Below are 22345 nucleotides of genomic sequence, written 5' to 3'. Positions count from 1 at the left end.
GAGCGACCGGCGTCTGCAGAAGAAACGGGGTCCCGCGATAGTCGTAGTGGTGAAGCAAAAGGGTGTCGCCCTTGCGCGCGAATAGACTGAACTTCGGCGAGAGACCGGGATCTTGAATCCAGAAATCATCCAGCCTGTGGAATATCTTCAGACCGGCGGACGAGGAGCTGACGACGTGTCCGGTCGCTTCGCTCTCCCAGGTTCCATAGACGTCCGGGCCGATCTGATCGATCGGCGCCCAGGCCGTCTGGCTTGAGGCGTCGCCGGCGAATGCAACCGCCGCCCCGAGCGCCAGCGCCTCTCTCCTGGTGACCATCAAATCCCCGACTTCCAAAGAGCGCGCTCTTCCGCGTGTCACACTAGCACGGTAGGGCTTCACATTGGCGACAACCGGCCGACGACAAGGGCGGTCTTGAATTCGCGCCCTCGTCCAAAGGGGAAGACGACCGTCGGCATCCCTGCTAACGGAGCCTCCGCCATGACCGAACAAGCCTTCAAATCCGACTTCCTCCGCACCCTCCAGGCGCGCGGCTACATCCATCAGATCACCCACCCGACCGAGCTGGACGAGGCGGCCGCCTCGGGCGTACTGGCCGGCTATGTGGGTTTTGACGCCACGGCCAAGAGCCTTCACGTCGGAAACCTGATCTCGGTCATGATGTTGCGCCGGCTCCAGCAGGCGGGCGGCAAGCCCATCGTCCTGATGGGCGGCGGCACCACCAAGGTCGGCGACCCGACCGGCAAGGACACGTCGCGCCCCCAGCTGACCGAAGCGACCATCCAGTCGAACATCGACTCGATCCAGACGGTCTTCGCCAAATTCCTGACCTTCGGCGACGGCCCGACCGACGCGGTCCTGGTCAATAACGACGACTGGCTGTCGACCTACGGCTACATCCAGTTCCTGCGCGACTTCGGCACCCATTTCACCGTCAATCGGATGCTGAGCTTCGACTCGGTCAAGCTGCGCCTTGAGCGCGAGCAGCCGATGACCTTCCTCGAGTTCAACTACATGCTGATGCAGTCGGTGGACTTCCTGGAGCTGAACCGCGCCCTGAAGGTGACCTTGCAGATGGGCGGGTCGGACCAGTGGGGCAATATCACCTCGGGCGTCGATCTGGTCCGTCGGGTGGACCAGAAGGCCGCCTTCGGCCTGACCACCCCGCTTCTGACCACGGCCTCGGGCGGCAAGATGGGCAAGACGGCGCAAGGGGCTGTCTGGCTGAACGCCGAGCAGCTGAGCCCCTATGACTACTGGCAGTTCTGGCGTAACGCCGAGGACGCCGACGTCGGCCGCTTCATGCGCCTGTTCACGGATCTCAGCCTGGAGCAGATCGCCGAATACGAAGCCCTGGAGGGCGCGGCCATCAACGAGGCCAAGAAGGCCCTCGCCGACGCCGCCACCACCCTGCTCCACGGCGCGGAGGAAGCCGCCAAGGCCCGCGCCGCCGCAGAGACCGCCTTCGAAAAGGGCCAGATCTCCGCCGACCTGCCGACCATAGAACTGCCGGCGGCCGAGGTCTACGGCGCCATGATCGCCGCCGTCGTGACCAAGGCCGGCCTCACGGCCTCGAACGGCGAAGCGCGTCGCCTGGCCCAGGGCGGCGGCCTGCGCCTCAACGATGTCGCCGTGTCCGACGGCGCCCAGTTGCTGACCGAGGCCGACCTCAAGGACGGCGTCATCAAGCTGGCGGCGGGCAAGAAGAAGATCGTTTTGATCAAACCTCTCTAGCCTCGCTCATCCCGGCGAAAGCCGGGACCCAGCGCTTTGGGCGCCCCGCCGCATCCGACGTCCGCAGCGCTTGATCCAACGTACTGTCTCGCGAAAGAACTGGGTCCCGGCTTTCGCCGGGATGATCGGAGTTTGAAATGTCCGCCACCGAAGGCCAGCCCGCCCCCGCCCTCGACCTGCCGACCGACAACGGCGGCCAAGTCTCCCTCGCCGCCCTCAAGGGCAAGCCCGCCGTCGTCTATTTCTACCCCAAGGACGACACGACCGGCTGCACCCGCGAGGCCCAGGACTTCACGGCGCTTGCGCCCGACTTCGCCGCCCTGGGCGTGCCCGTCATCGGCGTGTCCAAGGACACGGTGAAGAAGCACGACAAGTTCAAGGCCAAATACGACCTTGCCGTCACCCTGGCCTCGGACGAGGACGGCGCCGCCTGCGAGGCCTGGGGCGTCTGGGTCGAGAAGACCCTGTATGGCCGCAAATACATGGGGATAGAGCGCGCCACCTTCCTGGTCGACGCCGACGGCCGGATCGCCCGCGCCTGGCGCAATGTGAAGGTGGCCGACCATGCCGCCGCCGTTCTGGACGCCGCCGGATCGCAAGCCGGTTGAAATGACGATTCGCGAATTCTCCTTGAGCGCGAGTCTCAATGAACATTTGCGTGATAATGTCCCCGAAACGCCATAATCGTGGTTAACGAACGCTAAACAGTCTTGCCCGTGTCATCGTTGCACCGGATAAACCCCACCTCGACGTGGGGGCGTTGCTTATGAGTACGCAAGACGAATCGCACGAACCGTCCTGGCACGAACGTTTCTTGCCCGTTCGCTATCTTTATCTCCGAAGCCATGACGAGATCCGCGCCTATGCGCTGACGGCGCGGCGGCAGGTGATCCTGGCTCTCGTGGTCGTGACCGCATTGGGCTGGTCGCTGGTGGCTTCCGGGGCCTTCCTGTTCGATCTGATCGCCCAGCACCGTTCCGATGCAGAGGTCATCCGCGCCCGCGCCGCGTCCGAACGTCTCAACGCAGACCTTCAGGCCCGGCTGGAGAGCGCGGTGGTGCGCATGTCGGCCGTCAATGGTTCACTGGAGCAGACCGCGGCGATGATCGAGCGGCGGCACGCCGCCCTGACCAACGTCATGGCCGACTTCCACGGCGTCGATGGTGCGGAGCAAGCCCTCGCGCCCGCCGCCATTCCCGCCGACGCCGCGCCCATACGGCGCATCCTCGCCGTGCGCCTGGATCAGGAACGGCTTCTGGATCGGGCGGAGGACTTCGCCGAGACCCGTGCCGAGCGCCTGCGTATCGCCTTCCGTCTTGCAGGCCTAAACCCTGCCGCCTATGTCGCTGCGTCGGGGCCCCTCGGCGGCCCCCTGGTCGAGGCCCGCGACCCCCGCGCCCTCGCGGCGATCCTGGACGTGGACGAACCCTTCGCCGTTCGCATCCGTCATGCCGCCACCAATCTGAACGAGATGCGCGCCCTGACCGACGCGGCCGAGGGTTTGCCGTTCAAGCGGCCGACCCAGGCGCGGACCACCTCCGGCTTCGGCGTCCGCTTCGATCCGTTCAACGGTCGACCCGCCATCCATCAGGGCCAGGACTTCGCCGCCCCGCTCAACACGCCGATCTACGCCACGGCGCCCGGCGTCGTCGCCTTCGCCGGCGTTCGTTCAGGCTATGGCAATACTGTTGAGCTAGACCATGGGCGCGGTTTCAAGACACGTTACGCCCATCTCAACGTCCTGGGGGTCAAGCCCGGCCAGTCGGTCGCGCTCGGCCAGCGCATCGGCGCCATGGGCACGACAGGCCGCTCTACCGGCGTCCACCTCCACTACGAAGTCTGGCTGAACGGCCGACCCCAGAACCCCGCACGCTTCCTCAGAGCAGGAGATCAACTTGTTCAACAAAATTAAGACACCGGCGGCTCCGCCGTCGAACCGCCCGGTTGCTCCGGTCATTCCGCCGCTGCCGGATATGCCGTCCGCACCGCGTGCGGCGGCTCCCTCGTCGACCTCCTCGCCTGCGGCTGTGGGGCGAGGCCTGTCGACCCTGTCCTCCGACCTCGTATTCGAGGGCAATGTCTCGGGCGCCGGCGACCTGCAGATCGACGGTCAGGTCAAGGGCGACGTCCGCGTCGGCCGCCTGATCGTCGGCGAGACCGGAGCCGTCGAAGGCAATGTCCAGGCGGATTACATCGAGGTTCGCGGCCGCATCGTCGGCGGCGTCCAGGGCAAACAGGTCAAGCTGGTCGCCACCGCCTATGTCGACGGCGACATCACCGCCGAACAGCTGTCGATCGACGTCGGCGCCTTTTTCCAGGGCCGCGTCGCCCAGGGCCAGCGTCAGGCCCCTGCGGCCGCCGCCGTGACCCCGGTCGCGCCGATGCCCGTCGTGACCCCGGCCTCGGTCATGACCTCGGCGCAGGACGCCTCAGCCGAAAAGCCCGCCGAAAAGGCTGCGGTCTAAGCCGACTTGCTCCTCCCCATCTCAGATGGGGAGGAGACGCCTACTCTACGTTTGATCCGCGCGTCTCGCCGACCCGCGCCGCCAGGGCCGCGCCCATGAAGGCGTCCAGATCGCCGTCCAGCACCCCTTGGGTGTCCGATGTCTCGACCTCGGTCCGCAGGTCCTTCACCATCTGATACGGCTGAAGCACATAGGATCGGATCTGGTGGCCCCAGCCGATGTCGGTCTTGGCGTCCGCCAGAGCCTGAGCCGCCGCCTCGCGCTTCTGCAGCTCCAGCTCGTACAGGCGCGCCCGCAGCATCTTCCACGCCATTTCGCGGTTCTGGTGCTGCGACCGGCCGGCCTGGCAGGCCACGACCGTATTGGTCGGAACGTGGGTCAGGCGCACGGCTGAGTCGGTCTTGTTGATGTGCTGACCGCCGGCGCCCGAGGCGCGATAGGTGTCGGTGCGCACGTCCGACGGGTTGATGTCGATCTCGATCGTGTCGTCCACCACCGGCGACACCCCGATGGAGGCGAAGCTGGTGTGCCGCTTGGCCGCCGCGTCATAGGGACTGATCCGCACCAGGCGGTGCACGCCCGATTCCGACTTCAGCCAGCCATAGGCGTTCGGCCCGGCGACCAGGATGGTGGCCGACTTGACCCCCGCCTGTTCGCCTTCTTCATAGGCCTCGATCGTGACCTCGTAGCCGTGCGCCTTGGCCCAGCGGGAATACATCCGCAGCAGCATCCCGGCCCAGTCGTTCGACTCGGTGCCGCCGGCGCCGGAGTTCACTTCCAGATAGGCGTCGTTGCCGTCGGCCTCGCCGGACAGCAGGGCTTCCAGCTCGGCCCGCGCCGCACGGTCCTTGATGCCGCGCAGCGACGCGCGCGCATCTTCCAGCGCGCCCTCGTCGCCTTCCTCATCCGCCATCTCGGCCAGCATCACCCCGTCCTCGAGGTCCTGCTCCATCGCCTTGACGGTGTTGATCTTGGCTTCCAGCTGCGAGCGATCGCGGCTGACGGCCTGGGCTTCATCGGGCTTGTCCCACAGCGTCGGGTCCTCGACCCGTGCATTCAGCTCATCGAGCTTTCTTAGAGCGACATCCCAGTCAAAGACGCCTCCTGAGCAGAGCGACGCTCTGCTCGATGTCGGCCTTCATGGCCTCGACATCCGGTCTCATCGCATTCTCCCAGCGACACAAGGCCCTCAAGCAGTGAAGCCCGCAGGCTTCACGATAGGGCAAGAACAATGAAGAACGGCGCGCCACGAGGACGCGCCGTTCGAAGGGCCTACCTAGAGCCTCAGTACAGTCCGCTCAAGTCCTCAGCCGGCGCCTTCTTCGGCGGCGGCGGCGCAGCGACTGGCGGCGGGGCAGCCGAAGTCGCAGCGGCGGCCTCCTGCTCGCGACGGATCACTTCATAGTAATTTTGCGGTCCGGTCGGCTGGGTCGGCCCCTGGACCGGCGGCGGCGCCTGGCGTTCCGTGCCCGGCCGGAAGGCTTCCTCGATCCCGTTCACGGTGCGGAAGATGGCGTTCTTGGGTCGGACGAACGGCCGGGCCGGCCGCTCCTTGAGCGCCGTCTGCATGAACTCGTTGAACACCGGCACAGCGGCGGAAGCGCCGGCCTCCCCGGATCCTAGCGATCGGTTGTCGTCGAAGCCGATGAAGACCCCCACCACGATGTCGGTGGTAAAGCCGACGAACCAGGCTGAGCGATATTCGTTTGTCGTGCCCGTCTTGCCGGCGACCCAGCGGCCCAGGCCCCGCGCGCTGGCGGCGGTTCCACGCTGAACCACACCCTCAAGCATCGAGCTCATCTGATAGGCGGTGATCGGGTCGATGACCTGCGCGCCGCGCGGCTGAAGTCGCGGAGATTCCTGGCCTGAGAAGACCCGTCCACAGTCGCGGCAGTTGCGGGTGTCCGCGCGGAATATGGTCTTGCCGTCCCTGTCCTGAACATAGTCGATCAGATACGGGGTAACCCGCCGCCCACCGTTCGCGAAGGCCGAATAGGCTGCGGTGATCTCCAGCGGCGTGACCTCTCCAGCCCCGAGAGACACCGACAGGTTCGGCGTCAGGCCCGGAATCCCCATCTTGTCCGCCTGATCGACGATCTTCTTCATCCCCACCGACTGGGCCAGCCGCACGGTCATGACGTTACGCGACAGTTCCAGCCCGCGCCTCAGGCTCTGCGGCCCATAATATTCGCGGCTGTAGTTCTCGGGCGTCCAGCGCTGGCCATTCGGTCCGCCGGCGAAGCTGATCGGGGCGTCCAGCACGATCGAGGCCGGGGTGAAGTCCCCCTCCAGCGCCGTCGCATAGACAAAGGGCTTGAAGGCCGAGCCCGGCTGGCGCCGCGCCTGGGTCGCCCGGTTGAAGCTGGACAGGGCATAGGAGTAGCCGCCCACCATCGCCAGAACCCGGCCTGACTGGGGCTCGACCGCCACAAGGGCGCCGTTGACGCGCGGCACCTGTTTCAGCGCGAACTGGCCGTTCTTCTTCTCGACGAAGATCAGCTCGCCGCGCCGTAGTTGCTTGTTGGCGTTGGCCCAGGCGGCGTCGGCGGCGATCAGGGTCCCGCTCTCGTCGTCCTTGGCGGTGCGGATGCGGACATTGTTCCCGCTGACGCTCTCGATGGCGGCGGCCTGCCAGCTGCGGCGTTCGGGCGGCGCCTGTTCCTTCAGCGCCGCGGCCTGCCAGCCGTCGGCGAAGTCGGTCGTGCCCCAGCCGCCGCGCCAGCCGTGGCGCCGGTCATAATTCTCCAGACCCTGCATCAGGGCCTGGCGCGCCGCCGTCTGCAACGTCGGGTCCAGCGTGGTGCGCATATAGAAGCCGCCGGCGCGCAGTTGCGCCCCGAAGTCCGGATTGGCGGCCGCCTGACGCCGCGCCTCTTCCACGAAGAAGTCGGCGTCCTTGTATTCCGACCGCTGCGGCGCGTCGCGCGTGGCCAGCGGCCGGGCGCGCATCTCGACCAGCTGGGCCTGCGTCAGCCAACCGCTCTGCTCCATCTCGCCCAGCACCCAGTCCCGCCGGCCCTTGGCCGCGCCGGGGTGGCGTTTGGGGTGGTAATTGTTCGGCCCCTTGGGCAGGGACGCCAGGAAGGCCGCCTCGTCCGGCGTCAGCTGCGCCAGCGACTTGCCGAAATAGTTATAGGCGGCCGAGGCGATGCCGAACGAGCGATAGCCCAGGAAGATCTCGTTCAGATACAGGTTGAGAATCTGCTCCTTGGACAGGGTCGCCTCCAGGCGATTGGCCAGGATGGCTTCCTTCAGCTTGCGGTTCAGGCTCGATTCGTTGGTCAGCAGGACGTTCTTGGCCACCTGTTGGGTGATGGTCGATCCGCCCTCCAGCCGCCGCCCCTGCACCAGGTTGAAGACGTTCTTGATCGAGGCCCGGCCGATGCCGCCCACGTCGATCCCGCCGTGCTGGAAGAAGTTGCGGTCCTCGGCGGCCAGGAAGGCCTGCACCACGGTCAGAGGGATCTGGTCATAGGACACATAGATTCGCCGCTCATCCGAGAACTCGCCGATCAGGGTGCCGTCGCCGGCATAGACCCGCGTCGCGGTCGGCGGCCGATAGTCGGCCAGCTCGGACGCGTCCGGCAGGTCGTGAAACAGCCATGCCGCATAGACGGCGACGACCAACCCCGCCAGGGCGATGCCGCCCAGCAGAACCATGCCCGCCCATACGAACCAGCGTTCGGCAATCTTCACTGCGTACTCCGACGACGCGCCCCGAAATCGTGCTTTAGCCCGCGTCGCCCCCCAAAGGCTAGGGCGCGGATGCAACGCCCCCTTCCCGTCTCCCGTTAAGCCCCCATCTGAAGCCTTCCCCACCCACAGGAGCCCACCATGGAAGTTCTCTATCGCGCCCAGGCCACAGCCTCCGGCGGCGGCCGCGAAGACGGCCGCTCGGCCACCGACGACGGCAAGATCGACGTGAAACTGTCCACCCCCAAGGAAATGGGTGGCAAGGGCGGCGACGGGACCAACCCCGAACAGCTGTTCGCCACCGGCTACGCCGCCTGCTACCTCGGCGCGCTGCGTCTGGTCAGCGGCAAGGCGGGAACCCCGGTCGGTCCGGACACCAAGATCACCGCCGAAATCGGCTTCGGCAAGAACACCCGGGGCGAGGGCTTCAACCTCGACGTCGACCTGACCGTCACCGACCACGGCCTCGACCAGGCCGTCATCGACGACCTGATCGAGAAAGCCCACCAGGTCTGCCCCTATTCCAACGCCACGCGCGGCAATGTGGATGTTCGCCTCAGCGCGAAATAACCGCCGGAAGGGCCGCGCGCGTGTTGAGCCGCGCGCGCGGCGCCTCTAGATGGAGGCATGACCTCCCTGCTCGACGCCCTCCCCGATCCCTTGCTGACGCTCGAACCCGCCCGCCGCGTGACGCTTCGCGAAGCCTTCGGCGTCGACAGCGACATGACCGTGCCCGCCTTCGCCGAGCGCGACAGCCATGTGCCCGAGATCGACGCGGCCTATCGCTTCGATCCGCAGACGACGATCGCCATCTGCGCCGGCTTCGCCTTCGACCGCCGCGTCATGGTCCAGGGCTATCACGGCACCGGCAAATCGACCCATATCGAACAGGTCGCCGCCCGCCTGAACTGGCCCCTGGTGCGCGTGAACCTGGACAGCCACGTCAGCCGTATCGACCTGATCGGCAAGGACGCCATCGTCCTGAAAGACGGCAAGCAGATCACCGAATTCCGCGAGGGCATCCTGCCCTGGGCGCTGCAACGCCCCGTCGCCCTGGTCTTCGACGAATATGACGCAGGCCGTCCCGACGTCATGTTCGTGATCCAGCGCGTGCTCGAGGCCCAGGGCCGCCTGACCCTGCTGGACCAGAACCGCGTCATCCGCCCCAACAAGCATTTCCGCCTGTTCGCCACCACCAACACCATCGGCCTGGGCGACACCACGGGCCTGTACCACGGCGCGCAACAAATCAATCAGGCCCAGCTGGACCGCTGGAACATCGTCACGACGCTGAACTACCTCGACCACGACGTCGAGGCCGAGATCGTCGCCGCCAAGGTGCCCGAATGGTCGGACGCCGAGGGCCGCCGTCGCATCGCCGCCATGGTCCGCGTCGCCGACATGACCCGCAACGCCTTCATGAACGGCGACATCTCCACCGTCATGTCGCCCCGCACCGTCATCACCTGGGCCCAGAACGCACTGATCTTCAACGGCGACCTGGCGCTCAGCTTCCGCCTGACCTTCCTCAACAAGTGCGACGAACTGGAACGCCCCACCATCGCGGAGTTCTACCAACGCGCGTTCGGCGAAGATCTCCCCGAGGCGGCGACGCGGGTGAAGGTGGGTTGATGACAACCGCTGACTATGCGCTGATAGTCAGTCTTTGCTCAGCGTTCATCGCGCTGGCTTCTTTTGGCTGGAACGTCTGGTCGAAATTCATCTATCCAAAACCACGGCTAGTCGTTTCAGCCGCCATTTCGCTGATGTTCCAAGGTGGTGTTTCGAGTAATCGACACGTAAGACTTTCCCTCACCAACTACGGGCCTGGCGAGATCATTGTCCACGTAGCAGAAATTACTGGACGACAGCATTGGTGGCAGCGTCGCCATTGGGCCGTGATTCCGGCGATCAATAATTTTCCTCACCAACCATACACTTCGAATGGTTTGTTCGGCGGCGATCTGCCCAAGCGGCTCGCGGTCGGAGAAAGCCATACGCTACGCTTCCCATTCGAGCGCGATACCTTCCTGGCGCTACCGCTAGATAGAATTGGCGTCCAAGATTCTTTCAGCAGACATCACTGGGCACCCAAGCGCCAGCTAAGAACATTGTTGGCGAAGTTTCGATCCACTTTCCCCGACGCCCCGCGCTGGGATTGGTCACAGCCTAATCTCACTAAAGAAGGTCAGCCGCCCTCGGGGTGATCATCGCCAGCACATCCCCCATCTTCGCCTGCTGCATCCGCAGGTCATAGCTGTTCTGCAGGTTTAGGAAGAACCCCTCGCTCACTCCCCAGTACCGGGCCAGGCGCAGGTCCGTGTCGGCCGTGATCGCGCGCTTGCCCAGGACGATCTCGTTGATCCGGCGCGGCGGCACCCCAATGGCCTTGGCCAGCGCAGTCTGGCTCAGCCCCGCTGGCAGGATGAACTCCTCCAGCAGGATTTCACCCGGCGTCACCGGCTCCATCAGTTCCTCATTGGTAGTCGCAGATTTCGACATCTTCGGCGCCTCCGTCTCGCCGTCACGGAAACTGCGGATCATGGCGGCAGCATAACGTCTGGCGTTATGCCGATCAATCAAGCACGGTTGAGGCCTCGTTAAGCTCCCTCGGGTAAGGCCACGCTTGAAGCGGGGACTTGGCGTCGTGGCCGACAGTACAGATTATCTCAAAGCCTATGCAGACCGGTATCGGGACATGTTCCCGGTCCGGCTGGTCACTATCGCCGCGATCGTGATCGTGGGTTGGTGGTTGCTCGGCTGGGGCTGGGCGGCCAATTTCGCGGTCTTCCAGTTCGGCCTCTACGTCGTGCTCTGGCACGTCGTCCAGACGGCCCGCACCCGGCCCGGCGCCCCGGGGGCTGAGCGGCGCTTCAGGCTCAGCACCGAGGCCGTCACCCTCGGCCTCGCAACGCACAACGCCCTGTTCATCCTCGCCGTCTGGCATTCCCAGCCCCAGTATCTCGACTATCTGCGCCTGCTGCTGGCCGGCAATCTGATGGTCGGCGCGCTCCAGGTGCACATCAGCCGGCGCAGTTTCGCCGCCGCCGTCGCCCCGCCCTCCATCGCGGCCATGGTCATCGCCGCCAACCAGCCCCAGGCGACCACGGGGATCAAGGTCGCCGTCGGCCTGTTCGTCCTGGGCATCATCGCCGCCTCCTGGCGCCAATGGCGCAGCGATCGCCAGACGGTCGAGCTGATGGTGGCCCTGACCGAGCGCTCGCGCGAGCTTCAGACCGCCCTGGCCCAGGCCGAGACCGACCACGCCGCGGCTGACCACGCCAACCAGGCCAAGTCGCGTTTCCTGGCCATGATCAGCCACGAGGTTCGCACCCCTTTGAATGTGATCCTGGGCCTGACCGAGGTCTTGCGGAATCGTCGCCGTCCCAAGGCCGAAGCCGCCGTCGTCGACGACATGGCCGAGGCCGGCCGGATGCTGCTGCGCCTGCTCAACGGCGCACTGGACCTGTCGAAGATCGAGGCGGGCCAGGTCGAAGTCCGCCTCGCCCCCGTCGATCTCGTCGAACGGATTGAAGCCATCGTCCGTGTCTGGCGGTCGCGCGTGGAAGAACTGGGCCTGACGCTGGAGATCTTACGCGAGGGCGACCCGAAGGATTTCATCGTCCTGACCGACGAGGCCCGCGTGGAACAGGTCCTGATCAACTATCTTTCCAACGCACTGAAACTGACCCCGGACGGGACCATCCATATCCTGGCGCGCGCCCTGCCCGCGGCCGACGGCCGCGTCGATCTGGAGTTCGAGGTTCACGACCAGGGACCCGGCGTGCCGGAGGAGCATCGCGAACGCATCTTCCAGCCGTTCGAACAGCTTGCTGCGGGACGAGCGGCCGGGGGCACGGGCCTGGGCCTGGCCCTGTGTCGCTCCAGCGCCCAGGCCCTGGGCGGTTACGTGGGGGTGGATTCCAGCCCATCCGGCGGCGCCCTGTTCCGCTTCGGGTTCACGGCTGATCGCGCAACCCTGCCGTCGCTTCCCGAGGCCGAAACCCCGGCTCGGGCCCAGCAAGATGCGCTTCGTGTGCTGGCCGCCGAGGACCATCCAGCGAACCGCAAGCTGCTAGACCTGCTGTTGCAATCCTTCGGTGTTGAACTGGTCCTTGTCGAGAACGGCCAAGAGGCCGTCGCCGCCGTGCAGGAGACCCAGTTCGACCTGATCCTGATGGACGCGATGATGCCGGTCATGGGCGGTGTCGAGGCCGTGGAACTCATTCGAACATACGAGGCCGCATCCAGCCGCCCCCGCACGCCCATCCATATGCTCACCGCCAACGTCTTCGAGGAGGATGTGGCGCGTTATACCGCCGCGGGTGTCGACGGCGTCCTGCGTAAACCGATCGAGATCGCAGCACTCCAGGCTGTGCTGCGGCAGGCCGCAAGCCAGTCCGCCGACGCCTGACGACCCGCCCAGTTCGTTTTCCTGTGGACGCCGGCTGGGACCTCATGTGTTCTTCGTTACGAATCACCCCGTCTCAGGCAAGATTCCCGGATGAACGCTCAGGTCGCCCCCGTCGAACTTCAGTCCCGGACCGCGGCGGCGTCCGCTGACCACCCGGAGCGGCAGTATCTGAACCTGCTGCGCGACATTCTGGACAATGGCGTGCGCCGCGACGACCGCACCGGCACCGGCACCCTGGGCGTCTTCGGCCGCCAGATGCGGTTCGACCTGTCCAAGGGTTTCCCCGTCCTGACGACCAAGAAGCTGCACCTGCGCTCGATCATCGTCGAACTGCTGTGGTTCCTGCGCGGCGAGACCAATATCGGCTGGCTCAAGGACAACGGCGTCCGCATCTGGGATGAATGGGCCGACGCCGAGGGCGAACTGGGCCCGGTGTATGGCAAGCAGTGGCGGTCCTGGACCGCGCCCGACGGCCGCGTCATCGACCAGATCGAGAAACTGGTCCACGGCCTGAAGACCAACCCGAACAGCCGCCGCCACATCGTCACCGCCTGGAACCCGGCCGACGTCGACGACATGGCCCTGCCGCCCTGCCACTGCCTGTTCCAGTTCTTTGTCGCCGACGGAAAGCTGAGCTGCCAGCTGTACCAGCGCAGCGCCGACGTCTTCCTGGGGGTGCCCTTCAATATCGCCTCCTACGCCCTGCTGACCATGATGCTGGCCCAGGTGGTCGGGCTTGAGCCCGGCGACTTCGTCCACACCTTCGGCGACGCCCACCTGTACCTGAACCACCTGGAACAGGCCGAACTCCAGCTGACGCGCGAGCCCCTGCCCCTGCCTGTCATGCACATCGCGCCCAAGACCGACCTGTTCGCCTTCGAACTGTCGGACTTCACGCTTGAGGGCTATGAGGCCTGGCCGCACATCAAGGCCGCAGTGGCCGTTTGATGGACCTCAAGTCGCTGCAGGCCGCCGTCCTGCGCATCTCAGACATCTACGCCGCCGAACACCAGATCGACCGCGACCGCGACTGGGCGCTGCTGAAGCTCCAGGAAGAGCTGGGAGAGCTGACGGCCGAGCATCTGCGTCGGTCCGGACGGGCGCGCGGAACGCCCGACGCTGACGCCCTGGGCGACGAGGCGGCCGACGTTCTGGGCATGCTGCTGATCTATTGCGCGGGCGCAGGCGTTGATCTGGAGACGGCCATGCGGCGCAAATGGCTCAAATGGCTGGAGCCAAAAGCATGAGCATTCCCCTGATCTCCCTGGTCGTCGCGCGCGGACGCAACGGCGTCATCGGCCGTGACGGCGACCTGCCCTGGCGGCTGCGCTCGGACCTTCAGCGGTTCAAGGCCATCACCGTGGGCAAGCCCTGCCTGATGGGCCGAAAGACCTGGGAGAGCCTGCCGCTGAAACCCCTGCCCGGCCGGCTGAACCTGGTGCTGACCAAGGACGAGTCCTACGAGGCCGAGGGCATGTCCAAGGGCGCCCTGGTCTGCGCCACGCTGGACGAGGCGATCGAGATCGCGCGCGAGACGGCCGAAGAGGACGGTGTGGACGAAATCTGCGTCATCGGCGGCACCGCTGTGTTCGAAGCCGTCCTGCCCCGCGCCAAACGCCTCTATATCACCGAGGTCGACGCCTCGCCCGAAGGCGACGCGGTCTTCCCGGCATTCGACGAAACGGCCTGGGTCGAGGTATCGTCGGAATTACATCCGGCTGGCGAGAAGGACGATCACGCCTTCACCTTCCGGGTGCTGGAACGCCGCTAGGAGACATTGATGTACGTCACCACCACCAACGACCTGCCCGGTTTCCGCGTCACCCGCCATATCGGCCTTGTGCGCGGCGTGACCGTGCGCTCGCGCAACGCCATCTCCGACGCCATCGGCGGGGTCCAGTCGATGCTGGGCGGCCGGGTCGGCGCCTATGTGAAGCTGGCGGAGGCCGGGCGCCAGGAAGCCTATGACGAACTGGTCAAACACGCCGAGGCCCACGGCGCCAACGCCATCCTGGCCGTCCGCTACGACGCCACCGAGATCATGCCGGGCGTGACCGAGGTGCTGTGCTACGGCACGGCCGTGATCGCCGAGCCGGCCTGAACCGGCTCGACGTCACTCGATCAGGACAGGCTCATCAAGGCTGAACGCTCGAAGTTCTGAAGTTCGTCGGTGCGGCCATCGCGGATCTTTTGAACCCAGTGCGGATCGGCCAACAAGGCGCGACCAACGGCGACCAGATCGAACTCCTCGTTCTCCAGCCGGCGCAGCAGACCGTCGAGTGACGCGGGTTTGGACCCCTCACCCCCGAAGGCCGCGATGAATTCCCCGTCCAGGCCGACCGAGCCGACGGTAATGGTCGGCTTGTTCATCAGCTTCTTTGTCCAGCCGGCGAAATTCAGATCCGAACCCTCGAACTCGGGCTCCCAGAAGCGGCGCTGCGAACAGTGGAACACATCCACACCCGCGTCTGACAGCGGCGTCAGCCATTCGACCATCTGGTCCGGCGTCTCGGCGATCCGTGCGGTGAAGTCCTGCTGCTTCCACTGCGACAGGCGCAGGATCACGGGGATGTCGTCGCCGACGCCTTCGCGCACCGCCTTGACCACCTCGGCGCCGAACCGGGCGCGATCAGCGATGGTCGGGCCGCCCCAGCGATCCTCGCGCACATTGACGCCGCCCCAGAAGAACTGGTCGATCAGATAGCCGTGGGCGCCGTGAATCTCCACGGCGTCAAAGCCCAGCTCCCGCGCCGCGCGCGCCGAACGGCCGAAAGCGGCGATTGTGTCGGCGACGTCCTCTTCGGTCATCGGCTCATACTTGGCCTTGCCCGGCGCCGTCAGGCCCGACGGACTGTCCACCTTGCCCAGCGGCGCCCAGGCCTCGCCCTGGCCACGCGCCGATCCGACGTGCCAGATCTGCGGCGCGATCAGCCCACCGGCAGCGTGAACCTCGTCCACCACCGTCTTCCATTGCGGCAGGGCGTCGCCGTGGAAGACCGGGACATTGGCGTCGTTGCGGGCGGCGGGCCGCTCCACCACCGTGCCCTCGGTCACGATCAGCCCCACCCCGCCCTCGGCCCGGCGACGATAATAGCCGGCGACGTCTGAGGTCGGGATTCCGTTGGGCGAGAAGGATCGCGTCATGGGCGCCATGACGATGCGGTTGGGCAGGGTCAGCCCCTTGATGGTGAAGGGGCGAAACAGGGCATCGACGCTCATCGGATCTCCTTGGGTATCGGCAAGACCCAAGGTGGCGAATACAGTTGCGTTTGAAAACCCCTTGCCGTGAAGTTTCTAAAGCCCCAGGGCGACCGCCACCTGATCGGCGATCGCGGCGAACCGCACAGCGATCTCGCCTGACGGATTGGCCACCACCACCGGTAAGCCCGCATCACCGCCTTCGCGCAGGGCGGCGTCCAGCGGCAGGTCCCCCAGGAAGGGAATGGACAGACGCTCTGCCTCAGTCTTGCCTCCGCCCTGTCCGAACACCGGTCCGCTCATATTCTCGATCAGACCGAGGGTCGGCACATTGACCCGCTGGAACAGGGTGTGCGCCCGCCGTGCATCGGCCAGGGCGACTTCCTGCGGCGTCGAGACGATGACGGCGCCGTCCAGCGGCGTCTTCTGGATCAGGGTCAGTTGCACGTCGCCGGTGCCGGGAGGCAGATCGACGACCAGCACATCCAGTGGCGCCTCGGCCGTGCCCCATCGGGTCTGGGTCAGCATCTGGGTGATCGCCTGCGACGCCATCGGCCCGCGCCAGATCATGGCGTCGTCCATCTTGGTCAGCAGGCCGACCGACATGACCTTCAGTCCATGCGCCTGATGCGGAACAATGGCGCCGTCCTCATAGGCCGGCTGGCCGCTGATCCCCAGCATGGTCGGCAGCGACGGGCCATAGACGTCCGCATCCAGAATCCCGACCGACAGGCCACGCGCAGCCAGCGCCACGGCCAGGTTCACCGCCACCGTGGACTTGCCCACCCCGCCCTTGCCGCTGGCGACGGCCAGGACGCGACGAACATGAGCCGGTCGGTCAGTGGCGACCGGCGCCTTGGCGCGTCCCTGATCCACAGCGGCCTTGGAAAGACCGGCGGTGCGCGGCGCCGGCTTGCTGAGCCCCGGTTTAGCCTCGGCCGTCAGGATCACCGACACCCGGTTCATGCCGGGCACGGACTTCAACGCCGCCTCAGCGGCGTCACGGACAGGCGCATAGGTCGCGACGAGACTGCGATCGACTTCCAGGGCGAAGCCTGCCCGATCCTCGGCGACGACCAGCCCCTGCACCAGACCGGCGGCATGAAGCCCCTGGCCGGAAACCGGGTCTTTGACGGCGTCGAGCGCGGCGATGACGGCGGAACGTTCGACCAAGACGGTCTCCACAAGACTTGCAGGCGATGAGGCGCGCGTTCTATCGCCCATGGATGCCGCCCGCGAGCCTCGATTTGTCCAAGCCGCCATTAGTGACCCTGATCGCCGGCCCCACCGCCTCGGGCAAATCGGCCCTGGCGTTGAAGATGGCGCGCGAGACCGGCGCCGTCATCATCAACGCTGACAGCCAACAGCTTTACGCCGACCTGCGCGTCCTGACAGCGCGGCCGTCGGTGGAGGAAGAAGGCTTGGTGGCTCACAGGCTTTATGGTGTGGCCGATGCGGCCGAGACCTGGTCGGTCGGACGATGGAGTCGGGCGGCGCTGGATGAACTGTCCGGGCTGGAGCGGCGGCCTGCCGTGGTTGTGGGAGGCACGGGCCTATATTTCGCCGCCCTGACCAAGGGGCTGGCTGACATCCCAGTCGTGCCCATCGCCGTGCGCGACGTCGTGACCGCACGATATGAGGATGAGGGCGAACAGCGTTTTCGCTCCGCCCTAGCCGAGCACGATCCCGACGCCGCCATGCGGATTGAGGCCGGCGACCGGCAGCGGCTGATCCGCGCGATGAGCGTACTGGAGGTCAGCGGCCGCCCAATTTCTCATTGGCAATCCGACACGCACCCCCTTCTGGCGCCAGAGAACTGGACCGGCGTCGTCATCGAACCGGATCGCGCGGCCCTCTATGCACGCTGCGATCATCGCGCCGATTTGATGATGACCGAAGGCGCCCTGGCGGAGGTTGAAGCCCTTATGGCCCGCCGGCTGGACCCCGCCCTCCCCGCGATGAAAGCGGTCGGAGTGCGAGAACTGGCGGCGTATCTGGGCGGAACGACAAGCCGCGAGGCGGCGGTCGACGCTCTGAAGCAGGCCACGCGAAACTATGCCAAGCGACAGCTCACCTGGTTTCGCAACCAGACCCCGGGCTGGGCGCGAGCGGATGTGTAAGACGCCGGTCGGGAATCGTGGCAGCGCTAGCGCCGCAAGGGAGATTGGCATGACGAAGACCCGATGGATGACACGCAACCTGCTGATCCTGGCGTTCGCCGCGGCGGCTGGGGTCGCCCAGGCGCAGGCAGGCCCTGAAGCCCAGCAACCGTGGACAGTTCAGCAGGCCTGGGTCAGCGCACACGAGAACTTTCTGGCCGGCGACGCCCTTCGGGGGCGGGGCAGCGCGACCCGGGACGAGGCCATCGCCGCCGCCTATGTCGCCGCCCAGTTCGAAGGGTTCGGCCTGACGCCCGCGCCGGGCATGACCTCCTTCTTCCAGACGGCAGGCGTGACACGGATCACGCCGAGCGGAGCGGCGCGCCTGACCGTCGGCGGCGCCACGGTCGCCGAGGGCGAAGGCCTGACGCTGTTCTTCTCGTCGGGCCGCCCTGTCGCCGGCGTGATCGGCAAGGCCGACGCCGATCCGTCCGGTCTGCCCGCCGCCCCAGTCGTCATGGTATCCGACATGGGACAGATGCCGATCGGCGCCTGGATGGGGGCTGCTGCCAGCAAGGGCGTGGGCGCCCTGGTGGTGCGGCAAAACGCAGCGCTCGCGCAACGCCTCGCCTCGGGAGGCGGCAAGACCCGCACGCCCACAGCGCTGACGGAAACGCTGGCCAAGTCGCCGCCGCCGGAGGTGGTGATCCTTTCCGAAGACGCCTTCGACCGTCTCGCTGCAACGGGCGGCGCCGACGCAACGCTGGATCTGGGCGCAGTAGAGAGAACCGAAAGCCCCACGACCAACGCCATCGGCTATCTGAAAGGCAGCGATCCCGCCGCCGGGACACTGCTGATCACGGCCCATCTCGACCATCTGGGCGTAAGACCTGACGGGGTGGTCATGTACGGCGCCAACGACGACGCATCGGGTGTAGCGGCCGTGATCGAACTGGCGCGGGCCCTGGCCGCCGATGGACAGCCCCGGCGCAGCATTCTGTTCGTCGCGTATGGCAGCGAGGAACTGGGCCTTCTGGGCTCGATGTATTTCGCCGAGCATCCGCCGGTCCCCCTGACGGACATCGTCGCCAATCTGGAAATTGAGATGATCGGCCAGCAGGACCCCAAGATGCCGGCCGGGGTGATGATGATGACAGGCTTCGACCGCTCCGACTTCGGTACGCTTATGAAGGAACGCGGCGCTCTGATCGCGCCGGACCTGTATCCCGAACAGAACTTCTTCCAGCGTTCAGACAACTACCAACTGGCTCTGAAAGGCATCGTCGCCCACACCATCTCGGGCTGGGCCGTGACGCCCACCTATCACACGCCCGAAGACACGATCGCCAACCTGAACCTGCCCTTCATGACCCAGGCCATCCAGTCCTTGGTCGAGCCGCTGCGGTGGCTGGCCAACAGCGACGTGCGCCCGCAGTGGACCGCTGATGGTCGCCCGAGCCGCAACTGATCGGCCCTTAGCGTTTGAACGATCGTCCTCCCCCCGTCCATAGGGGTGACATTAGTCCCAGCTTTCCTATTTCTTCGTTTCGGGGCCGGCCAGCGCCAGCCGATTGGCGAACATCGGATTATGAGCTAGGCTATCCGTCCAAGCATTCCGTTGTGGAGCTCTCATGTCGGTTTCCAGCCTGTCCATCCTGTTCGCGGCGGCGCTTCTGCAAGCCCAGCCCTCCCCCCCTCCACCCCACCCGCCGGCCGCGACGCCTGACGCGGCTGATTCTGTACGAGAAGATGATCGGATGGTGTGCCGTCGTGAAGCCGCGCTTGGAAGCAATAGGCGTGAGCGCGTTTGCTATACTGTCCGCCAACGTCGAGCCATGGCGGACACCTCCCACGAGGCTATAAGTCGCGCCGAATCTCGCGGCGAAGTTCAAACGCTCCCATCCGCCATTTGATCGCCGCTGTGCAAACAATTGTTTGATCAAGCTGCCCTAGCTACTTGGAGGCTCGCTTCTAAAGTACTATATTCGCTCTGTCCGGTTTCGGCCGGACTATAGCGATAAACGCGCTTGTAATAAGCGGACCGGACCCGGGTGCGATTCCCGGCGGCTCCACCATTCTCTTCCCCGCGTTATCGGCGGAGGCGTCATGGGGCCGACTAGCATCGACGGACGTGTAAAGAGGATTGCTTTCGCTCGTCCTGGCCCACCGTATCGGGCCATTTTCTAACTGCGAACGATAACTTCGCTGGAGAAGTCGCTCTCGCCGCGTAATGCGGTTCGGGTGATTTCGAACCTTAAGTCCTAGGGGTTCAGATCCTTGGGCGGGGCCTGTCGGGAGCCTGGCAACAGAATCCCGGCGCTGATCCTGCACATACTGACAGTTTACCCTATTCGCACCTTTCGCGCGGAGCACGGCGCCGCTATCAGTCACGCTCAGTTGCGAGGTGACGATGACCGACCAGACCCCTCCGGTCGACGAGATGCATTACGAGCGGCTGGCGCATGAAGCGCTTCGCGGCGTGATCCGGTCTGCGCTCGACCACGTTGTGGCCGAAGGCCTGCCGGGCGCGCACCACTTCTACATCACCTTCAAGACGCGAGCGGCGGGCGTAAGCATTCCCCCGGACATGCTGGCCAAATATCCCGACGAGATGACGGTCGTCCTGCAGCACCAGTACGAGGATCTGCTGGTCGAGGCCGACCGGTTCTCGGTCAAGCTGCGGTTCGGGGGCGTTCCCCGCACCCTGGCCATGCCCTATGCGGCGGTCACCCGCTTCTACGATCCCAGCGTCCAGTTCCTGTTGCAGTTCGATGCTCCGGAAACCGTCGAGGCGGTCGAAGAGACCACGCCGCCGGATTCCCCGAGTTCAGGCCCAGATGGTCCAAAGGTCGTGTCGCTGGACCAATTCCGCAAGAAATAGGCGGGTCAGGGCCTGCGCGGATAGGATCGGATCGTGATCCGCTCCCGCTCACCCTCTTGCCGTTCGACCAGCAGGCGCGCGACCTGGGCGTCGTCGTGGAACACATAGCCCTTGATCGAATCAAGCAGGGCCTTGGCCAGGTTGTCGAGGTCCATCCAGGGCGGCTCGCCGACATGTTCCATGCGGATTTCGACGACATAGTCGCCCCACGAGGGCCGCGACGCCCACTCCTTGCGCATGAACTCATAGACCAGCGGCTTGTAGTATTTGGCCTGGGTGGTCAGGCCGTCGATGACGATCTCGACCGCCTCACCGTCCTCGCGCGCCCTAACCTTGCCGGCGCCGATCCAGCCGGCGGTCATAAGCTGGCCTTTGGTCTGAGGATGTCCGCGCTCTTATTGCCCTGCATGACTGCCGTGCTACACCGCCGCGCAACCAACCGCCACGTCTGAGAGACGAGATCCCGCGCATGAGCAACGTCCGTATTGAAACCGACACCTTCGGCCCCATCGAAGTGGCCGCCGATCGCTACTGGGGCGCCCAGGCGCAGCGATCGTTGGGCAATTTCAAGATCGGCTGGGAGAAGCAGCCCCTGCCGGTCGTGCGCGCCCTCGGCATCGTCAAGCGCGCCGCCGCCGAGACCAACCGCGACCTGGGCAAGCTGGATCCGGCCCTGGCCGACGCCATCATCAAGGCCGCCAATGAGGTGATCGAAGGCAAGCTGAACGATCACTTCCCCCTGGTCGTCTGGCAGACGGGTTCGGGCACCCAGTCGAACATGAACGCCAATGAGGTGATCTCGAACCGCGCCATCGAAATCCTGGGCGGCGAGATGGGCTCCAAGAAGCCGGTCCACCCCAACGACCACGTCAACATGAGCCAGTCGTCGAACGACACCTATCCAACCGCCATGCACGTGGCCTGTGCGGAACAGGTGGTCAACGACCTGATCCCGGCGCTGAAGCATCTGCACGCCGCCCTGGACGCCAAGGCCAAGGCCTGGGCCCACATCATCAAGATCGGCCGCACCCACACCCAGGACGCCACCCCCCTGACCCTGGGCCAGGAATTCGGCGGCTATGCGCAACAGGTCGCCAACGGCATCGAGCGGACCGAACAGACCCTGCCCAAGCTGATGGAACTGGCCCAGGGCGGCACCGCCGTCGGCACCGGCCTGAACGCCCCGATCGGTTTCGCCGAGAAGGTCGCGGCCCAGATCGCCGAGATCACCGGCCTGGCCTTCACCACGGCGCCGAACAAGTTCGAGGCCCTGGCCGCCCATGACGCCATGGTCTTCAGCCACGGCGCGATCAACACGGTGGCCGCGTCCCTGTTCAAGATCGCCAACGACATCCGTTTCCTGGGCTCCGGCCCGCGCTCGGGCCTGGGCGAACTGGCCCTGCCGGAGAACGAGCCCGGCTCGTCGATCATGCCAGGCAAGGTCAACCCGACCCAGTGCGAAGCCCTGACCCAGGTCTGCGTCCAGGTGTTCGGCAACAACGCCGCCCTGACCTTCGCCGGCTCGCAGGGGCATTTCGAGCTGAACGTCTACAACCCGGTCATGGCCTATAACTTCCTGCAGTCAGTGCGCCTAGTCGCCGACGCGGCCATCAGCTTCACCGACAACTGCGTCGTCGGCATCGAGGCCCGCGAAGACAATATCGCCCGCGGCCTGAACAACTCGCTGATGCTGGTCACGGCCCTGAACGGCAAGCTGGGCTATGACCTCTGCGCCAAGATCGCCAAGACCGCGCACAAGAACGGCACGACCCTGCGCGAGGAAGCGGTCGGCGGCGGTTATCTGACCGACGCGGAGTTTGACGAGGCGGTCCGGCCCGAGAAGATGATTTCGCCGGGCTGATG

The 22345-nt window shown here is 65.8% G+C and carries 22 protein-coding genes and 1 other RNA gene; 17 read left to right on the top strand and 6 right to left on the bottom strand.

The window, feature by feature from the left end; translation table 11 throughout:
- Positions 1–478: 478 nt before the first annotated feature.
- The 4 genes from tyrS to ACVPT3_RS07415 all read left to right on the top strand — a co-directional run bounded on the left by tyrS (position 479) and on the right by ACVPT3_RS07415 (position 4197).
- A complete protein-coding gene (gene tyrS, locus ACVPT3_RS07430; RefSeq protein ID WP_492043506.1) occupies positions 479–1732 on the top strand; it encodes a tyrosine--tRNA ligase in 1254 nt (417 codons plus the stop codon).
- A gap of 137 nt (positions 1733–1869) precedes the next feature.
- A complete protein-coding gene (locus ACVPT3_RS07425; RefSeq protein ID WP_492043505.1) occupies positions 1870–2340 on the top strand; it encodes a peroxiredoxin in 471 nt (156 codons plus the stop codon).
- 158 nt (positions 2341–2498) lie between these two features.
- Positions 2499–3644: a M23 family metallopeptidase gene (locus tag ACVPT3_RS07420; protein ID WP_492043504.1), complete on the top strand. Its 1146-nt coding sequence runs from the start codon at positions 2499–2501 to the stop codon at positions 3642–3644.
- Entirely contained in the window at positions 3628–4197 is a 570-nt protein-coding gene (locus ACVPT3_RS07415; protein WP_492043503.1) for a bactofilin family protein, read from the top strand. Before ACVPT3_RS07420 ends, ACVPT3_RS07415 begins: the two co-directional genes overlap by 17 nt.
- A gap of 40 nt (positions 4198–4237) precedes the next feature.
- On the opposite strand, the gene prfB is transcribed toward ACVPT3_RS07415, so the two are convergent.
- A protein-coding gene (gene prfB / locus ACVPT3_RS07410) for a peptide chain release factor 2 (protein WP_492043502.1) occupies positions 4238–5360 on the bottom strand; the annotation gives its coding sequence in 2 pieces (ribosomal slippage) (positions 4238–5290 and positions 5292–5360; 1122 coding nt in all).
- Between the two features lie 121 nt (positions 5361–5481).
- A complete protein-coding gene (locus ACVPT3_RS07405; protein ID WP_492043501.1) occupies positions 5482–7893 on the bottom strand; it encodes a penicillin-binding protein 1A in 2412 nt (803 codons plus the stop codon).
- A 138-nt stretch (positions 7894–8031) separates the two neighbouring features.
- Between ACVPT3_RS07405 and ACVPT3_RS07400 the strand changes: the two genes are divergently transcribed.
- Genes ACVPT3_RS07400 through ACVPT3_RS07390 form a run of 3 tightly spaced genes read left to right on the top strand, consistent with a single transcriptional unit; the run spans position 8032 to position 10097 of the window.
- Positions 8032–8460, top strand: a complete 429-nt coding sequence (locus ACVPT3_RS07400) for an organic hydroperoxide resistance protein (RefSeq protein ID WP_492043500.1) — start codon at positions 8032–8034, stop codon at positions 8458–8460.
- 57 nt (positions 8461–8517) lie between these two features.
- Positions 8518–9522 carry a cobaltochelatase subunit CobS gene (cobS, locus tag ACVPT3_RS07395; RefSeq protein WP_492043499.1) on the top strand — a complete coding sequence of 335 codons (1005 nt, stop codon included), beginning with the start codon at positions 8518–8520 and terminating at the stop codon, positions 9520–9522.
- Entirely contained in the window at positions 9522–10097 is a 576-nt protein-coding gene (locus tag ACVPT3_RS07390) for a hypothetical protein (protein ID WP_492043498.1), read from the top strand. Before cobS ends, ACVPT3_RS07390 begins: the two co-directional genes overlap by 1 nt.
- On the opposite strand, the gene ACVPT3_RS07385 is transcribed toward ACVPT3_RS07390, so the two are convergent.
- Positions 10069–10434 carry a HigA family addiction module antitoxin gene (locus ACVPT3_RS07385; protein WP_492043497.1) on the bottom strand — a complete coding sequence of 122 codons (366 nt, stop codon included), beginning with the start codon at positions 10432–10434 and terminating at the stop codon, positions 10069–10071. The two genes, ACVPT3_RS07390 and ACVPT3_RS07385, sit on opposite strands and share 29 nt — an antisense overlap.
- A gap of 103 nt (positions 10435–10537) precedes the next feature.
- Between ACVPT3_RS07385 and ACVPT3_RS07380 the strand changes: the two genes are divergently transcribed.
- From ACVPT3_RS07380 to ACVPT3_RS07360, 5 genes are all read left to right on the top strand, one after another.
- Positions 10538–12304 (top strand): ATP-binding protein, encoded by a 1767-nt coding sequence (locus tag ACVPT3_RS07380; RefSeq protein ID WP_492043496.1) that lies wholly within the window; start codon positions 10538–10540, stop codon positions 12302–12304.
- Between the two features lie 90 nt (positions 12305–12394).
- Entirely contained in the window at positions 12395–13252 is an 858-nt protein-coding gene (locus ACVPT3_RS07375; RefSeq protein WP_492043495.1) for a thymidylate synthase, read from the top strand.
- Positions 13252–13551: a nucleoside triphosphate pyrophosphohydrolase family protein gene (locus tag ACVPT3_RS07370; RefSeq protein WP_492043494.1), complete on the top strand. Its 300-nt coding sequence runs from the start codon at positions 13252–13254 to the stop codon at positions 13549–13551. The genes ACVPT3_RS07375 and ACVPT3_RS07370 overlap by 1 nt, the downstream gene beginning before the upstream one ends.
- On the top strand, positions 13548–14075 hold the full coding sequence (locus ACVPT3_RS07365; protein ID WP_492043493.1) for a dihydrofolate reductase: 528 nt from the start codon (positions 13548–13550) through the stop codon (positions 14073–14075). The genes ACVPT3_RS07370 and ACVPT3_RS07365 overlap by 4 nt, the downstream gene beginning before the upstream one ends.
- 9 nt (positions 14076–14084) lie before the next feature.
- Positions 14085–14405, top strand: a complete 321-nt coding sequence (locus ACVPT3_RS07360; RefSeq protein WP_492043492.1) for a YbjQ family protein — start codon at positions 14085–14087, stop codon at positions 14403–14405.
- A gap of 20 nt (positions 14406–14425) precedes the next feature.
- Here the strand turns inward: ACVPT3_RS07360 and ACVPT3_RS07355 are convergent, their stop codons facing one another.
- Positions 14426–15523, bottom strand: coding sequence for an NADH:flavin oxidoreductase (locus tag ACVPT3_RS07355; protein WP_492043491.1), 1098 nt, complete (start codon positions 15521–15523; stop codon positions 14426–14428).
- A 75-nt stretch (positions 15524–15598) separates the two neighbouring features.
- A complete protein-coding gene (locus ACVPT3_RS07350) occupies positions 15599–16675 on the bottom strand; it encodes an Mrp/NBP35 family ATP-binding protein (RefSeq protein ID WP_492043490.1) in 1077 nt (358 codons plus the stop codon).
- A 53-nt stretch (positions 16676–16728) separates the two neighbouring features.
- Between ACVPT3_RS07350 and miaA the strand changes: the two genes are divergently transcribed.
- The 4 genes from miaA (at position 16729) to ACVPT3_RS07330 (ending at position 20482) form a co-directional block, all read left to right on the top strand.
- On the top strand, positions 16729–17622 hold the full coding sequence (gene miaA, locus ACVPT3_RS07345) for a tRNA (adenosine(37)-N6)-dimethylallyltransferase MiaA (RefSeq protein WP_492043489.1): 894 nt from the start codon (positions 16729–16731) through the stop codon (positions 17620–17622).
- Between the two features lie 49 nt (positions 17623–17671).
- Entirely contained in the window at positions 17672–19069 is a 1398-nt protein-coding gene (locus tag ACVPT3_RS07340; protein ID WP_492043488.1) for a M28 family metallopeptidase, read from the top strand.
- A gap of 485 nt (positions 19070–19554) precedes the next feature.
- Positions 19555–19922, top strand: a transfer-messenger RNA (tmRNA) gene (gene ssrA, locus ACVPT3_RS07335).
- An 89-nt stretch (positions 19923–20011) separates the two neighbouring features.
- Entirely contained in the window at positions 20012–20482 is a 471-nt protein-coding gene (locus tag ACVPT3_RS07330; protein WP_492043487.1) for an SspB family protein, read from the top strand.
- Between the two features lie 5 nt (positions 20483–20487).
- Here the strand turns inward: ACVPT3_RS07330 and ACVPT3_RS07325 are convergent, their stop codons facing one another.
- The gene (locus tag ACVPT3_RS07325) at positions 20488–20844 is read right to left on the bottom strand and encodes a RusA family crossover junction endodeoxyribonuclease (RefSeq protein WP_492043486.1); all 357 of its coding nucleotides are present in this window, start codon (positions 20842–20844) and stop codon (positions 20488–20490) included.
- A gap of 107 nt (positions 20845–20951) precedes the next feature.
- On the opposite strand from ACVPT3_RS07325, the gene fumC reads away from it, so the two are divergent.
- Positions 20952–22343, top strand: a complete 1392-nt coding sequence (gene fumC, locus ACVPT3_RS07320; protein ID WP_492043485.1) for a class II fumarate hydratase — start codon at positions 20952–20954, stop codon at positions 22341–22343.
- Positions 22344–22345 lie beyond the last annotated feature (2 nt).

This window comes from Brevundimonas sp. FV1ps31S, assembly GCF_058681265.1.
Note: the sequence above shows the minus strand (reverse complement) of the source record. Positions and strands in the feature narration are given on the sequence as shown.

What these genes read in the sequence shown, in the direction of transcription:
- miaA (WP_492043489.1), top strand. Translation starts at nt 16,729, where the DNA reads ATGCCGCCCGCGAGCCTCGATTTGTCCAAGCCGCCATTAGTGACCCTG.
- ACVPT3_RS07375 (WP_492043495.1), top strand. Translation starts at nt 12,395, where the DNA reads ATGAACGCTCAGGTCGCCCCCGTCGAACTTCAGTCCCGGACCGCGGCG.
- fumC (WP_492043485.1), top strand. Translation starts at nt 20,952, where the DNA reads ATGAGCAACGTCCGTATTGAAACCGACACCTTCGGCCCCATCGAAGTG.
- tyrS (WP_492043506.1), top strand. Translation starts at nt 479, where the DNA reads ATGACCGAACAAGCCTTCAAATCCGACTTCCTCCGCACCCTCCAGGCG.
- ACVPT3_RS07365 (WP_492043493.1), top strand. Translation starts at nt 13,548, where the DNA reads ATGAGCATTCCCCTGATCTCCCTGGTCGTCGCGCGCGGACGCAACGGC.
- ACVPT3_RS07420 (WP_492043504.1), top strand. Translation starts at nt 2,499, where the DNA reads ATGAGTACGCAAGACGAATCGCACGAACCGTCCTGGCACGAACGTTTC.
- ACVPT3_RS07385 (WP_492043497.1), bottom strand. Translation starts at nt 10,434, where the DNA reads ATGATCCGCAGTTTCCGTGACGGCGAGACGGAGGCGCCGAAGATGTCG.
- ACVPT3_RS07400 (WP_492043500.1), top strand. Translation starts at nt 8,032, where the DNA reads ATGGAAGTTCTCTATCGCGCCCAGGCCACAGCCTCCGGCGGCGGCCGC.
- ACVPT3_RS07370 (WP_492043494.1), top strand. Translation starts at nt 13,252, where the DNA reads ATGGACCTCAAGTCGCTGCAGGCCGCCGTCCTGCGCATCTCAGACATC.
- ACVPT3_RS07325 (WP_492043486.1), bottom strand. Translation starts at nt 20,844, where the DNA reads ATGACCGCCGGCTGGATCGGCGCCGGCAAGGTTAGGGCGCGCGAGGAC.
- ACVPT3_RS07425 (WP_492043505.1), top strand. Translation starts at nt 1,870, where the DNA reads ATGTCCGCCACCGAAGGCCAGCCCGCCCCCGCCCTCGACCTGCCGACC.
- ACVPT3_RS07355 (WP_492043491.1), bottom strand. Translation starts at nt 15,523, where the DNA reads ATGAGCGTCGATGCCCTGTTTCGCCCCTTCACCATCAAGGGGCTGACC.
- cobS (WP_492043499.1), top strand. Translation starts at nt 8,518, where the DNA reads ATGACCTCCCTGCTCGACGCCCTCCCCGATCCCTTGCTGACGCTCGAA.
- ACVPT3_RS07340 (WP_492043488.1), top strand. Translation starts at nt 17,672, where the DNA reads ATGACGAAGACCCGATGGATGACACGCAACCTGCTGATCCTGGCGTTC.
- ACVPT3_RS07390 (WP_492043498.1), top strand. Translation starts at nt 9,522, where the DNA reads ATGACAACCGCTGACTATGCGCTGATAGTCAGTCTTTGCTCAGCGTTC.
- ACVPT3_RS07360 (WP_492043492.1), top strand. Translation starts at nt 14,085, where the DNA reads ATGTACGTCACCACCACCAACGACCTGCCCGGTTTCCGCGTCACCCGC.
- ACVPT3_RS07330 (WP_492043487.1), top strand. Translation starts at nt 20,012, where the DNA reads ATGACCGACCAGACCCCTCCGGTCGACGAGATGCATTACGAGCGGCTG.